Consider the following 15387-nt stretch of genomic DNA (forward strand, 5'->3'; position numbering starts at 1 on the left):
GAGCGCTTCTTCGTATGAATCGCTCCATTCAATCCGAAGGTACTTTTGGCATCATGAAAAATAACCGCTGGTACAAAAGAATCGTTCGAAAAGGCATGGAACAAGTACGTTTAGAGATTTTCCTGGTTTCTATCGGGCATAATCTTTATAAATACCACAATAAAAGACTACGTTTGAAGAAAGCCGCATAAACTGTAGAAAAACAGTTTTTATGGGGAAAGGGGTTGTGTACCCTTTTTAAGGTAATTGCCCGCTTGTTTACTCAATATGCATAGAAAAAGAGGATGTGGACAAAATGATTTCTCATTTTGTCACATCCCCTTTTATTTACATATATTCTTTTATTAGTTGCAAAAAAGCATCCGCCGCTTTTGACAAGCGTACTTTTTTAGGATACGCTGCCACCATGTGGCGCGGTTCTATTTGCTCAATCAACGAAAAATAACATGGATTCGTAGCCAGTTTATTATAAAGAGCCAATGTATCTGTGACCAGCGTAGCTCCAACACCAACAGCCACTAAGGACTGTGCTGAAACTAAACTATTCGACTGTAATATCACATTCGGATGCGTTTTTGTTTTTTCACATAAAGTTAAAAAAGCTTCCCGCATTTTACGTTTATTTTTCATAACAATAAAAGGTTCATTTGCAAAGGCAGCAAAGGAAACTTTCGGAAAAGGGCTCGTTTGTTCCTGCGGCGAAAATTTTTGACTAATCGGATGATTCGCGGGGAGTGCCAGCAAAATCTCTTCATCGACGATATGTTCATAAATAAGTTCTTCGTTTTTGAGTGGCAGATAAACAAAAGAAAGATCGGTCATGCCACTCGCTGCATACTCCTGCAATTCTGTTGTTGTACCTTCAACCAAACTGATGTCAATCCCCGGAAAACGGATACGAAATTCCGGTAAGATCCTCGTCAACAAATAAGCCGTCCTTGAATACGAAGTTCCTATCTTAAGATGCCCCCGTTTTAAATCTGAAAGGTCTTCAATCTGACTTAGCAAGTCTTGCTGAATTGTTTGAATCTGCTTTGCTTTTTTTATATATAGACTACCCGCAAACGTAAGGGTCAATGGGCTGGTTCGCCGATCAAACAATTCCACCCCAATTTCCATTTCAACTTTTTTAATACATTGGCTCAACGATGGCTGACTGACATAAAGTTTTTTTGCTGCTTGTGAAAAACTTAATTCTTCCGCAACTTGTAAAATATATTTCATTTCCCGTTCATCGATCATTCAGTTTCTTCCTTTTGCAATCATAATATTACGACCTTTACTTATTATTATATAATATTCCGTAAATTCTAACAAACTCCTGCAAAAGAAAAGAAAGCCGTGTTTTAAGCTTGAATCATTCGTTGGTGGTGATACCAAATATAATCTATGATCATCACGCCTATACATAAAAGGAGTACATAGATGCACTTAATCCCGAGTGATATAAATAAACAAGAACATAAAAGAGTCGACAAACAAGCCATCCCACGTTTAAGCCCCGATAATAAAACTACCCCGGCTAAAGAAGCCAGCAAATAGACAGCCATAAAAATAACATTGGCATATAAAATAAGTTCTTCAAGCTGAAAACCAATTAATTGCCTCACCAACAAGGTAAGAAAAACAATACTATAACATAGCAGCATTGCCGGTATGGGAACACTCATTTTATTCAATTTCTGGAAACATTCTGGTAACGCGCCAGTCATACTCATAGCATAAAGCATTTTTGAAAAACTCACCAAATATAAATTAACCGCAGCTAAACAAGTGCAAAAAGCCATCACAGCAACAAATATTTTACCGGCTGAGCCAAATAATATATTAAATAAAAAGACCATATAGTTAGCATTTAATACAGGATTTCCGTAGGCATGATATTTCAGGACAATGAGTCCCAACAAAATACACAGCCCCCCTACAATGCCAATACTGATCAAAATCGTCAAAGGAAAATCCCGCTTAACATTTTTGAAACTCCCCGCCAAATGAACGACTGCTTCGATACCGACAAAACACCAAAAAATCAAACTGACTGCCGGGATGACTATTCCTAAATCAGACCAGGACATTGAAAGATCTATGGGACGTGCAAAAGCACCAGCAAGCCCCGCCTTGCCAATTAAGCAAGCTAAAACAGCTAGTGTCACCAGCGTGATAAAGGTGTTTAATTTACTCATAAAATTAATTCCATACCGATTGATTATAAACAATGCCAACAAAGAAAAACTCTCTGCTAAAAAAAGCTGGAATTCATTTAAATTCCATAATGCCCCTAAATAAGAAATACCGGTAATTAAAATGATGGGAGGTGCGATCGGCATCGCTGCCAAAAAAAGCCACGACGTAAAACGCTCAAACTGACCATTAAATGCCTGACGAATAAAAAACGCTGTTCCACCTTCACTTGGATAAAGTGCTGCTAAATTACTAAAAGTAAAAGCTACTGGCAAAATACAAAGCAACGTTAAAAGCCATGCTATAATTGATTTCTCACCTGCTAAGGAAGCCGCCATCGCTGGCACGATAAAAATACTAGACCCCAGCAGTGTCGAAACTAAAATCCCCACACCCTGATATACATTTAAACTTTTCGTTAAACTTGACATAATAACCTCCACCATTCATAATGCCTAAATTTATACTGTAATTCAGTAAATTACTATTTAAATCATTAGCATGAATAGTATACTACATCGTTTTATAAAGTTCAACGTTTTATAAGGTGAAACTGCCTACAATAAATAAAAGATTAGGTATTTTAACCATAATCTTTTATTTATTCCTATTTATATATCATATTCTTTGTTTATTAAAGTCATTGATTTTATTTATTGTATTCTGCCGCTAATTTTTTAAATAAAGGCAAAGAACGACGAATTGTATCTGTATTTATACAATAAGAAGCCCTAAAATGCCCCGGACAACCAAAATCACGGCCTGGTACCAATAACAGATCATATTTTTTTGCTCGTTCACAAAAAGCAACATCATCTGCTTCAAGTGATTGTGGAAAAAGATAAAAAGCTCCCTGCGGTTTTACACAATGAAAACCCGCTTCAAGTAACCCGTTATAAAGCAATGTACCATTTGTCACATACGTGCTGATATCAGAAGGTTTGCCCGCACAGCGTGCTACCACTTTTTGAAACAATGACGGTGCATTGACATGAGTCAAAACACGGCCAGCCCCAGCGATAGCCGCATACATTCTGTTGAAATCAACAAGTTCGTCTGGAACGACTACATAACCAATTCTTTCGCCCGGCAAGGAAAAAGATTTGCTGTAGGAATAACAAACCAATGTATTTTTATAATATTTCGTTAGATAAGGAACTTCTATGTTATCATACGCAATTTCACGGTATGGTTCATCCGAAATCAAGAAAATTGGCTGTCCATACTGTGCCGATTTTTCTTCTAAAATTGCCACCAGTTTTTGTATTGTAGCTTCGGAATATACAGCACCACTTGGATTATTCGGAGAATTGACAATAACCGCTTTCGTATGACTGTTGATTCTTTTTTCAAATTCAGCAAAATTAATTTGAAAATCTTCAATCTGTGCAGGAACCACAACTAATTTAGCTCCGGTAGATTCCACAAAGCATTCATATTCAGGAAAGAATGGCGCAAATGCAATAAATTCATCTGCCTTTTCGCTAAGAGCTTTAAATACAACCGTAATGGCGGCTGCCGCGCCAGCTGTCATAAAAAGATTTTTTCCCGTAAAGGTCGTAGAAAATCTTGCATTGATACTCTGCGCTAAAATTTCTCGAACTTGTGGATTCCCTGGTGCTATCGTATAACCATGAATTGCACAAGGTTCTTCTTCATTTAAAATGTCCAAGATTGCCTCTTTAATAAAATCAGGAGCTGGTACATTCGGATTACCCAAACTAAAGTCAAAAATATTTTCGGCCCCTACAGCGGCGGCTCTTTCTTGACCATATTCAAAAATCGTACGAATCGTCGATTTTTTACTGCCTAATTCATACATTTTTTCTGCTATCATTTCCATCATCCTTCACTCTTTTTTAATGTTATGTATCGTATACCTTTACATAGTAACATTTATAAACACTTACAGGCAAGCATCAACCATATCCTCCAGCGTATAAAAAAAGAGATCACGCATGATCTCTTTTTTTATACCGTAAACGGCTGTATAAATAATTTTATATTTCAGCTTCAGAAAAATAACGCATACTTGTTTTTTTCCATTCTTTCACACTAAACAGCATCACACGATCCACTATATGCGTTTTTTCAGCCAGCTCCTGAGCAATCGCATTGCATTCCTCACGGCTGTGTCCATGGATCATTGTATAAACACTATAGGGCCAATCGGGCATCGTATTGCGATCATAACAATGAGAAACAGCCGTACTTTCCGACATCTGCTGCGCTACAATTTCAATCTGCTGTTCTGGAACCGCCCACGCACACAGTACATTCGATGAAAAACCGACTTCACGATGGCGAAGCACAGCTCCCATTTTGCGAATTTGTCCATCTCGTTTAAACACCTGTAAACGAGCTAAGAGTTCAGCTTCAGTAATACCAATCCGCCCAGCAATTTCTTCGTAAGGTTTTTCAACAACGGGAAACTCATCTTGCATGGCTTGAATAATTTTTTTATCTAATGCATCCATGTTTTCACCTACTTCAAATTAAACTGAACGTTAATTTTATATTTTTTTCTCGCAATTAAGCTAATGAGTTTTTCTACACCTGGCAAGTTTCGCACCTCTTCCAATATCTGCTCACGCAGCTTGGTATCGGGAGTCAACAGCGTAAACCACAGGTTGTATAAACCATCCCGTTCATAATTATGGGTAGCTCCCGGATAACAGTTAATCGCCGTTGCAACAGATTCCATATATGCTGGATCGACTTTTACGGCAATTAACGTTCCCTGGTAACCTAGTTTATCCGAATCAAAAAAAGGTCCTATACGCCGTACATATCCGGCTTCTTTTAAATCTTTAATACGATTGATCACAATCGATTCCTCTGTATTTAGCATAGCTGCTAAATCAGCAAATGGCCGTTTACTGATTGGCAACTGGGTCTGTAAGACATTCAATAACTCTTTATCAAACACTGTCAAACGAACCGGTTCCTTTTTTATCATTTTCGCTCCCCTTATATAACAAAAATTTACGCATAAACTTTTTACCATAAATCCCTCTTATATATGTTTTCTTTTATTGTACCAAAACATCACCTATGACGTCAAGTAATTCTGAACGCCCTTCACTTTTAACTGCAGAATAAGGCAGCACCGCCAAATCTGGTACACCTAATGATTTTCTGATAACGGCCAAATTTTTTTGTAGAGCATTTTTTCCCAATTTATCTGCTTTCGTAGCAATAACCAAGACTGGAAGATTATGTTTAACCAACCAATTAAACATGTCCACATCCGATGGCATTGGTGCATGACGGCTGTCAATTAACTGGCAAACAAATTGCAATTGTTGAGATTTCAGCAAATACTCATCAATAAATTTTGCCCAGCGTTTACGATTTTCCTGTCCGGTTTTTGCATATCCATACCCCGGCAAATCGACCAGATAAAAATCAATTCGATCTTCTCTGTCTTCTAACTTAGCACCTAATTCATAAAAGTTAATCGTCTGTGTCTTACCCGGATTCCCGCTCACTCTGGCCAACCCTTTAACTCTCGTAAGCGAATTGATCAACGACGACTTACCTACATTGGAGCGGCCCATAAAAACAATTTCTTTCATCTTGTCTTCTGGATACTGCTCCACTTGTACCGCTGAAGCAATATATTTGCCTTGCGTTATAATTACTTTATCTTTTTCACTCATGTTCTTTCACCATTGCACACGCTAAAACTTGATCCATATGTTCAACTGGAACAAATTCTAATTCGCGCCTTATATTTTTTGGAATATCCTCAATATCTCGTTCATTTTCTTTTGGTAAAATAATCGTTTTGATACCTTCACGATATGCCGCTATTACTTTTTCTTTTAGTCCACCGATCGGCAAAACTCTGCCACGTAAGGTAATTTCCCCAGTCATTGCCACATCCGAACGAACTTTTTGATCCGTTAAAGCAGATACCATAGCCGTAGCCATTGTAATACCAGCCGATGGACCATCTTTAGGAATCGCCCCTTCCGGCAGATGGATATGAATATCCTGCTTTTCATAAAATTCAGCATCAATATTCAATTCTTGGGTACGGCTGCGAATATAACTAAGTCCAGCCTGCGCTGATTCTTGCATCACATCACCTAATTGACCTGTCAGAATCAATTTCCCCTTGCCTTTGATGACAGTAACTTCAGTAGGTAAAATATCACCACCGACCTCAGTCCAGGCCATACCGGTACATACACCAACTTCGGCCTCTTTTTCCGCTTTGCTGTGTATAAATTTAGTTCTCCCTAAAAAAGCATGCAAATTTTGAGCTGTTACTTTTACCGTTTTTTTGTCCTTTTGGACAATTTGCAAAGCAACCTTACGGCAGACTTTTGCAACAATACGTTCTAGTTCGCGCACACCCGATTCTCGTGTAAAGCCTGCAATCATTTTCTGCAGTGTTCCTTCTGAAAATTGAATTTGTGCCGATTTTAAGCCATTTTCTTTTATTTGTTTTTTCACTAAATAACGCTGAGCAATCTGCAATTTTTCTTCTTCCGTATAACTTGGCAAATGAATGATTTCCATGCGGTCACGAAGCGGTCGCGGAATCGTATGTATTGCATTTGCTGTAACCACCCAGAGCACCTTTGAAAGATCAAATGGCAGTTCAATGTAGTGATCACTAAACGTATTGTTCTGTTCGGGATCAAGAACCTCTAGCAGAGCGGCCGATGGATCACCCTTAAAATCTGAATTCATTTTATCAATCTCATCCAACAAAAATACTGGATTGTATGATCCTGCTGTTTTTAGGCCTTGAATGATTCGCCCGGGAAGTGCTCCAACATACGTACGACGATGCCCGCGAATTTCCGCTTCATCCCGTACGCCACCCAAAGATGCTCTGACAAAAGTACGACCTAGTGAGCGGGCAATCGAACGTGCCAAAGATGTTTTACCAACCCCGGGAGGGCCAACTAAACACAGAATCGGTCCCTTAAGTGAATCGGATAATTTGCGAATTGCCAAATATTCTAAAATCCGTTCTTTTACCTTTTCTAACCCATAATGATCTTTATTTAATATTTTTTCAGCTTCTTTTATATCCAGCTGTTCCTTCGTTGCATTGTCCCATGGCAAAGACAGCAGCCAATCTAAATACGTACGAATCACACCAGTTTCAGAAGATAGCGACGACATTTTTTCTAAACGACTAAGTTCTTTATTGATACGTTCAACAACATCGTCCGGATACTTTGTTTCTGCGAGTTTTTTCTGATACTCCTCAATTTCAGCTGATTTATCATCTTTGTCACCCAGCTCTTTTTGAATAGCTTTCATTTGTTCTCGTAGATAATAATCTTTTTGGATCTTTTCCATTTGCTTTCTAACACGACCACTTATCTTTCGTTCAATTTCAAGAACTTCCATTTCTCGCGCCAATATCTCATATAATTTTTCCAGCCGAACTTTAACATCCGTTGCCGTAAGCAAGGCTTGTTTATCATCCAATTTAAGATTCAAATGACTGGCAATTAAATCACAAAGCCTGCCAGCATCTTCCACAATCACGACAGAGACTAAAGTTTCCGGCGGAATTTTCTTGCTTAACTTCACCCACTGTTCAAATTCGTGCACAACAGCTCGAGTCAAAGCTTCTAATTCCAGTGACGGCTCCACTGTTTCATTAAACTCTTCTATTTCAACTTCATAATATTTTTCCAATTCATTATGTTTCACAATCTTAGCTCTATGTAATCCCTCAACCAAAACACGAATTGTGCCACCTGGTAACTTTAAGAGCTGCTTTACTTCAGCAATCGTGCCAATTTCAAATATATCATCTTGTCCTGGTTTTTCAATGGCTGCATCTTTTTGGGCACTCAACATGATAATTCGATCATGCAGCATAGCCTCTTCCAAGGCTGCAATCGACTTTTCTCTGCCAACATCTAAATGGATGATCATATACGGAAAAACCATGATTCCTCGTAACGGTAATAAAGGCATTTTGCGATTCGTATCCATATAAAAACCTCCTCATTATATTTTTTTATGTAATGCGCACTTTATTGTAAATCATCTTTTTATCGTGCATAAACTAGAATCTTTATTGATACCTAAATAATTGGTATTCTAAACCAAAACAGAAAAATCCTCTATAATATTGATTCATAGAAAATAAACCAAAAAGAGACGCTGTAAAAATACAACGTCCCTTTTAAAAACCTTTTGACTAAGCCGATTCTTCATTGGTTAAAGGCTTTTTTGCCTTTTTCTCGTCTAATGTCAATATAGGATCTTTCTTATCTGTAACAACTTCCTTCGTCACAGTGCATTTCGCTACATCATCACGTGATGGAACTTCATACATCACATTGCGCATAACCGACTCAATGATGGAACGTAATCCACGAGCACCAGTATTGCGTTTTAAAGCTTCTTTTGCAATGACTCTAAGCGCATCTTCTTCAAATTCCAATTTAACATTATCCATATCAAGGAACTTTTGATACTGTTTCACCAAGGCGTTTTTCGGTTTTGTCAATATGCTGACAAGGACATCTTCATCAAGTGCTTCCAATGTAACAACCACTGGTAAACGCCCAACAAATTCAGGAATCAAGCCTATCTTAAGTAAATCTTCTGGAAGAACAAATTTCAAAATCTCACCGACTTTACGTTCTTCTTTACTCTTAATTTCGGCACCAAAACCTAAGTTCTTTTTACCTGTACGAGAATCAATGATTTTTTCAATACCATCAAATGCACCGCCGCAGATAAATAAGATATTCGTCGTATCAATCTGTATAAGTTCCTGATGTGGATGTTTGCGTCCGCCTTGCGGTGGAACACTTGCAACCGTACCTTCAAGAATCTTTAATAAAGCTTGTTGCACTCCTTCGCCTGAAACATCGCGTGTAATCGAAGGATTTTCTGATTTCCGGGCAATTTTATCGATTTCATCAATATAAATAATCCCTTTTTCTGCTTTTTCAACATCGTAATCAGCTGCTTGAATCAGTTTCAATAAGATATTTTCAACATCTTCACCAACATACCCAGCTTCTGTTAAAGAAGTAGCATCTGCTATGGCAAACGGTACATTCAAAATTTTCGCTAAGGTCTGTGCCAGTAAAGTCTTACCGCTGCCGGTCGGACCAAGCATCAGAATATTTGATTTTTGCAAATCAACATCATCAATTTTAGGTCCCATGTTGATTCTCTTATAATGATTGTATACAGCTACCGCTAAAGATTTCTTTGCTTCATCTTGACCAATTACATACTGATCTAAAATGCCCCTGATTTCTTTCGGTTTTGGAACATCCTTCAGTTCGACTTCAACATCATCACTGAATTCTTCCTCGATTATCTCATTGCAAAGTTCAATACATTCATCACAAATGTATACACCAGGACCTGCAACCAACTTTCTTACCTGTTCCTGTGATTTACCACAAAACGAGCATTTCAGTTGACCTTTTTCATCCCCAAACTTTAACATGTTATCACCTCTCTATTCAGGGCTTTCGGTTTTTTTTACCGGACGAGTAATGACTTCATCAATCAGACCATAAGTTTGTGCTTCCGCAGCTGACATAAAGCTGTCACGCTCCGTATCTAATACGACTTTATCACGAGTCTGACCTGTATGACGAACTAAAATATCATTACCAACTTCTCTTAAGCGAAGAATTTCTCTTGCTTGAATCTGAATATCCGTAGACTGACCCTGCGCTCCGCCTGACGGTTGGTGAATCATAATACGCGCGTATGGAAGCGCATATCGTTTGCCTTTGGCACCTGCTGTTAAAAGTAATGAGCCCATACTTGCGGCCTGACCTAAACAAATCGTAGAAACATCAGGTTTGATATACTGCATCGTGTCATAAATTGCAAGACCCGCCGTTACAACACCACCTGGACTATTAATATATAAATGGATATCTTTATCCGGATCTTCTGACTCTAAAAACAGCAATTGTGCAATAACAACATTTGCTACATTATCATCTATTGGTCCACCAATAAAAACGATACGATCTTTAAGTAAACGAGAATAAATATCATATGCTCGTTCGCCTCGGCTTGATTGTTCTACTACCATCGGTACATAATTCATAAGATCACCCCAGTTATCTCTTAGCGGCAAAACTTATTCTGCGATTTGATCAACAATAAACTGTGCAGCTTTCTTGCGCATAATCGTTGCCATTAAATCACCAATACGCCCTTGTTCGCTAATAATTTTTTGTACTTGTGCAGCTGTTGCACCATAAGCTTTCGCCATCGCTTCCACTTCTACCTGCATATCAGCTGCTTCAATTTTAATTTCTTCTGCTTTTGCTACTGCTTCAAGCATCAAATCTGTTTTCACATTGACGACTGCCGTTTCACGATATGTTTCACGTAATTTTGCAATATCCGTGTTTGCATATTGTAAATACTGGTCTAATTTCATTCCGCGATTTTCAAGGCTGATTGAAAGTTCTTCCAGCATATGGCTAATACGGTTATCAATCATTTCATCTGGAATATCCACTGTCATATTTTCAGTTGCAATTTTAAGAGCTTCTGCTTTTCTATCATTTTCAGCTTTTACGACTGCATTTTTTTCCAGTTTATCTTTCATATCGGCTTTAAGCTCAGCCACCGTTTCAAATGAACTTGCTTTTTTAGCAAATGCATCATCAAGTTCCGGCAATTCTTTACGTTTAATATTATTTACTGTGCATTTGAACACAGCTGGTTTACCAGCTAAATTTGCTGCGTGATATTCTGCAGGGAATGTTACATGTACATCAAGTTCCTGACCTACTGTAGCACCAATCAACTGTTCTTCAAAACCAGGAATGAAGCTTCCCGAACCAATTTGGAGTGGATAATCTTTACCTTCCCCACCATCAAAAGCAGCGTCATCAACAAAGCCCTTGAAATCAATCGTTGTAAAATCATCTTTTGCAACAATCGTATCTTCAACTGTAACCATTTTCGAATGATGATCCAGCATTTGTTTGATTTGTTCTTCTACTTGTTCGTCCTTAACTTCTACAGTTGTTTTTGCTACAGTTAAACCTTTATATTCACCAAGTGTAACTTCTGGTTTTGCAGTAATAGTTGCTTTAAACACAACATCTTTACCTTCTTCCAAAGTCACAACGTCAATTTTAGGACGGCTTACCGGTTCAATATTTTCCTGCGTAAGGGCATCATTAAATGCTTTAGGAGCAAGCAATTCAAAAGCTTCATCCAAAATTGCTTCTTTGCCGATGCGTTGTTCCAAAATTTTACGTGGTGCTTTACCTTTACGGAACCCTGGGACATTCACTCTATTTGCAAGCTTAGTATAAGCTTTTTCAATTGCTTTGCTCAATTCCGCTTGTGGTACTTCCATCTCTAAAACAACTTGATGATTGTCTATTTTTTCTGCAGTAACTTTCATTATATACAATGACCTCCTGTTTTTCCTACAACTCATTATTTTTCTCTGGCTTACGTAAACTTTGCCGAACTACCAATTTATAGTCTAAAGCACAATACGCCATATAGTGCATCATATCATAATTATTAGCCAAAAACAAGTAAATTGCATGCATATAGTAAATGACAGACGCCACTCGGTCCTATACCCATTCCTGACGATTGACATATAGAATATTTAATGCAGCTTAACTTATAGTTTCATTTCAAATAATATCTAAACTATATCTTAAAAAATATGGTATAATAATACTTAATATCAAAAATTAAAAATTTTTTCTAATGTAAGTATATAATTTTTAAATAAAAAAAGGATGTGGCTTTTTCTTGGACAGTCCCGAGACGAGTATTAAACTCGCATTAACTTTATGTTGTATTATTGCAAATGGCTTTTTTGTTCTGACCGAAACCGCGATACTAGAAACCCATAAAAGCAAGCTTGAAAAACTATCGAACAATGATGATCGTAAACTACAGCTGGCTAGCAAAATCATGGATGATCCAGAACGATTTCTTTCGGCCATGCAAATTGGCATAACCTTAATGAGTATTTTAATTGGTACTTTAGCCGGCGCTGAACTTGCGCCAATTTTATCAGGATTGTTATCAACTCTCTCGATTGATAATTTCTATGCTGATTTAATTGCTTTTATCTGCAGCGTTGTATTTATCACCTATTTAAATCTGATCATCGGCGAACTCGTACCGAAAAAAATTGCTGGCAACAGCCCTGAAACCATTCTGCTTCATTTTGCTAAATTATTGAATAAAATGGAATTATCTACTAGACCGTTTGTCCATTTTCTTTCCGCCTCCACGAATATGGTACTTGCTATTTGTGGCATTAATCCACGCGTTGAGGATGCTGTAACCGAAGATGAAGTGAAAAACCTAATTGAACAAGGCACTGAAGATGGCACCTTTGAAAAAACAGAACAGGATATGGTGGATCGAATTTTCCATATGAGCGACCAGACGGCTTATGCTTTAATGAGACCACGCACGCAGATGTTTTGGCTGGATCTTGCCGATTCACTCGAGCATAATTTAGAACTGATTAAAGAAAATCCTGATACGATCTTCCCTGTCGGCAAAGACAATCTCGATGACTTTGCTGGTGTACTCTATGCAAAAGATTTATTAAATGCTGCCATTAATAAACAGGATTTAAATTTGGCAAAATATCTTCGCAAACCGATGTTTATTCCTCGGTCTATGGAGTCTTTTCGTGTTTTAGAAAAATTTAAAGAAACGGGTACACATGAAGCGATTGTACTTGATGAATACGGCGGTGTCGTCGGTTTTATCACGATAAAAGATATCATTTCCGGAATTGTTGGTGATATCTCATTAAACAATGAACCAGAACCAATTCAGATCATTCGTCGTGATGATCAATCCTGGCTGGTAGATGGTCTATATTCGATTGACGATTTCAAGGAACAGTTTGAACTAGATGAATTACCCGATGAGGACCCTGATCATTATCAAACCATGGGAGGCTTCATTACTTCCTATTTAGGTTATATTCCAAAAGAAGCAGAGAAATTCACGTGGAATAATTTTACGTTTGAAATTCTTGATATGGATAGAGCCCGTATAGATAAAATCATGGTTATAAAAGAAGACACTGATAAAGAACCATCTGGTGAAAAAACAGAATCAGAGCTTCCCGTTTAAAAAAAGCATCGTTCAAAATAAAATTTTGAACGATGCTTTTTTATTTATGAATGATGTGGATTCACACTAACAATCTCAACAGCTTTAGCAATTTCACGAATCATGTCCACTTCATTTTCCGGTTGATATAGATTCAAGCGAGTTAGTGTATCTCCCTTGTCACTGCAAACATAATGCGGTGGCAAATGATTTAAAGCAAGCAAAGCAATATCAGTCCTGCATTTCTCACATTTACAAACATCACCATACTCCGCCAATATTGCGTTTATTTTGGAAAAAACAAAATCTTCCATACTGTTTTTGATTTTCACAGCCCATATCTCCTCTACTATTTTATACAAACTTATTTTACTGCCAACAAGAATTTATTTTTATCGAGTAAGATATAATTCAATTTAAGCGTATACTATCTGGCAAAGAAAATCAATTAAAAAATAATCTGCTTTTTGCCTCATGTCTCAACGAATAAAATACGGTTTTAACGCTAACGTAATAAAAAAGAGTCCTGCTGAAATAACTACAATCGTAGCACCGGTTGCCGTATTGGTATAATAGGAGGAAATGAGCCCTGCCAAACCGGCAGTCAAAGCAAAAAGCACCGACACTAGATGATATTGTTTTACGTTATTTGTAATATTTCGAGCTGCTGCCGCTGGTAAAACCAACATCGAATTGATAATCAAAAGACCAACCCATTGAATGCTTATCGCCACAACAACTGCCAAAACAGCAGCAAATCCCATTTCAATCCACATCGTTTTGATACCGCGGCTTGCCGCAAATGATGTATTGATGCTGATCATCAAAAATCGATTAAAGATGAGGACCCAAACAAACACCACCAACACAAAGACAAACAGCAGTGCTAAAAGTTCTTCTGTTTTTATGCTTAATAAATCACCAATCAAATACGATGAAAATTTATTAAATCCACCACCATACGACATCATCATTAACCCCATAGCAATCGCTGTCGAAGAAAAAACACCAATAATCGTATCGGTTGAGGCACTACTTTTACTTTTGATATACGTAATGAGCAGGGAAAATAAAATGGAGAAAATAACCAATGACACCAATGGTTCCACGCCTCCCAGCAGCACGCCAATAGCAATCCCTGTAAATGCACCATGCCCCAGTGAATCCGAAAAAAAAGCCATGCGATTACTGACCACCATCGTACTTAAAAGACCAAACAGCGGCGTAATCATAACCACTGCTAAAAAAGCATTTTTCATAAAGGTATGATCCATCCATTGAAAAGGAAATAAAGAATTTAGCAACATATAAATTGTATCTAACATTATGCCTCCACTCCTTTTTCTTCAGCTGGAGCAATCAGCATTCCAAAAATTTTTTTGGCTCGTTCATCTTTAAAAACCTCATGTGGTGTGCCTTGGCAAACCACTTTTTTATTGAGCAAAACCACTTGATCAGCATGTTTTGCTACCAGATTTAAATCATGTGAAATCAAAATAATTGCCATATCTTCCTTTTCGCGTAAATCCGCAACAATTTCATAAAAAAGTTCTAATCCGTTTTGATCAACGCCAGAAACAGGTTCATCTAAAAGTAATAAATCAGGAATCGGGTCCAGTGATAACGCCAAAAGGACACGCTGTAGTTCTCCCCCTGATAAAGCCCCTAAGCGCCGATCGATTAGATGCTCTGCTTTCACCCGTTTAAGACCAGCAAGGACACGTGGTCGCAACTTTTTAGAACTGCATAACCACACAGGTCGACTCGTTAAACAAGCCATAAAAATATCCATAACACTCGTCGGTGAACTCACATCAAAATTCAAATACTGTGGCACATAGCCAATAACTGGATGGCCTGTATGCTGCCCTTTGGCATCCACATAATGAAGATCCCCTGTATGCCCGACCTCACCCAAAATCGCCTTGAGCAATGTACTTTTGCCCGCACCATTTGGTCCTATCAATGCCGTCAGCTGGCCACAATGAATATGAATATTTACCTGACTAAAAATATCGGTTTTACCGATTTTTACACCAAAATTTTTTATTTTAGTACAACATAATTTCGTACAATCTTCACCAGACGGCGCATTATGATGTATCATTTTATTGAACA

Annotated in this window: 15 protein-coding genes; 2 read left to right on the plus strand and 13 right to left on the minus strand. The window is 37.8% G+C overall.

The genetic code is table 11. The features are described 5' to 3' along the window. On the plus strand, positions 1 to 191 hold a 191-nt coding region (locus BMY14_RS16610; RefSeq protein ID WP_177177638.1), incomplete at its 5' end, for a transposase. A 136-nt stretch (positions 192 to 327) separates the two neighbouring features. On the opposite strand, the gene BMY14_RS16615 is transcribed toward BMY14_RS16610, so the two are convergent. From BMY14_RS16615 to tig, 10 genes are all read right to left on the minus strand, one after another. Then, positions 328 to 1242, minus strand: a complete 915-nt coding sequence (locus tag BMY14_RS16615) for a LysR family transcriptional regulator (RefSeq protein WP_091834312.1) — start codon at positions 1240 to 1242, stop codon at positions 328 to 330. Between the two features lie 104 nt (positions 1243 to 1346). Further along, entirely contained in the window at positions 1347 to 2612 is a 1266-nt protein-coding gene (gene yjeH, locus BMY14_RS16620) for an L-methionine/branched-chain amino acid transporter (protein ID WP_177177639.1), read from the minus strand. A gap of 218 nt (positions 2613 to 2830) precedes the next feature. Next, a complete protein-coding gene (locus tag BMY14_RS16625; RefSeq protein ID WP_026329367.1) occupies positions 2831 to 4018 on the minus strand; it encodes a pyridoxal phosphate-dependent aminotransferase in 1188 nt (395 codons plus the stop codon). A gap of 163 nt (positions 4019 to 4181) precedes the next feature. After that, a complete protein-coding gene (ahbB, locus tag BMY14_RS16630; protein ID WP_019554113.1) occupies positions 4182 to 4658 on the minus strand; it encodes a siroheme decarboxylase subunit beta in 477 nt (158 codons plus the stop codon). 8 nt (positions 4659 to 4666) lie between these two features. Continuing rightward, positions 4667 to 5140, minus strand: coding sequence for a siroheme decarboxylase subunit alpha (gene ahbA / locus BMY14_RS16635; RefSeq protein ID WP_019554112.1), 474 nt, complete (start codon positions 5138 to 5140; stop codon positions 4667 to 4669). A gap of 73 nt (positions 5141 to 5213) precedes the next feature. Further along, a complete protein-coding gene (yihA, locus tag BMY14_RS16640; RefSeq protein ID WP_019554111.1) occupies positions 5214 to 5843 on the minus strand; it encodes a ribosome biogenesis GTP-binding protein YihA/YsxC in 630 nt (209 codons plus the stop codon). Further along, entirely contained in the window at positions 5836 to 8154 is a 2319-nt protein-coding gene (gene lon, locus BMY14_RS16645; protein WP_091834318.1) for an endopeptidase La, read from the minus strand. The genes yihA and lon overlap by 8 nt, the downstream gene beginning before the upstream one ends. Before the next feature lie 208 nt (positions 8155 to 8362). Then, a complete protein-coding gene (gene clpX, locus BMY14_RS16650) occupies positions 8363 to 9634 on the minus strand; it encodes an ATP-dependent Clp protease ATP-binding subunit ClpX (RefSeq protein ID WP_019554109.1) in 1272 nt (423 codons plus the stop codon). Positions 9635 to 9646: 12 nt separating this feature from the next. After that, positions 9647 to 10252, minus strand: coding sequence for an ATP-dependent Clp endopeptidase proteolytic subunit ClpP (gene clpP, locus BMY14_RS16655; protein ID WP_019554108.1), 606 nt, complete (start codon positions 10250 to 10252; stop codon positions 9647 to 9649). A 33-nt stretch (positions 10253 to 10285) separates the two neighbouring features. Continuing rightward, positions 10286 to 11572: a trigger factor gene (tig, locus tag BMY14_RS16660; RefSeq protein ID WP_019554107.1), complete on the minus strand. Its 1287-nt coding sequence runs from the start codon at positions 11570 to 11572 to the stop codon at positions 10286 to 10288. Positions 11573 to 11937: 365 nt separating this feature from the next. Between tig and BMY14_RS16665 the strand changes: the two genes are divergently transcribed. Then, entirely contained in the window at positions 11938 to 13290 is a 1353-nt protein-coding gene (locus BMY14_RS16665) for a hemolysin family protein (protein ID WP_091834321.1), read from the plus strand. Between the two features lie 44 nt (positions 13291 to 13334). Here BMY14_RS16665 and BMY14_RS16670 read toward each other — a convergent pair whose 3' ends face one another. The 3 genes from BMY14_RS16670 to BMY14_RS16680 form a co-directional block, all read right to left on the minus strand. Next, entirely contained in the window at positions 13335 to 13601 is a 267-nt protein-coding gene (locus BMY14_RS16670; RefSeq protein WP_019554105.1) for a late competence development ComFB family protein, read from the minus strand. A gap of 147 nt (positions 13602 to 13748) precedes the next feature. Beyond that, positions 13749 to 14594: a metal ABC transporter permease gene (locus BMY14_RS16675; RefSeq protein ID WP_091834324.1), complete on the minus strand. Its 846-nt coding sequence runs from the start codon at positions 14592 to 14594 to the stop codon at positions 13749 to 13751. Next, the gene (locus BMY14_RS16680; RefSeq protein WP_407635978.1) at positions 14594 to 15376 is read right to left on the minus strand and encodes a metal ABC transporter ATP-binding protein; all 783 of its coding nucleotides are present in this window, start codon (positions 15374 to 15376) and stop codon (positions 14594 to 14596) included. Before BMY14_RS16680 ends, BMY14_RS16675 begins: the two co-directional genes overlap by 1 nt. Between the last annotated feature and the right edge of the window lie 11 nt (positions 15377 to 15387).

The organism is Propionispira arboris, assembly GCF_900109225.1.
In the GTDB taxonomy this organism is placed as follows: Bacteria; Bacillota; Negativicutes; order Selenomonadales; family Selenomonadaceae; genus Propionispira; species Propionispira arboris.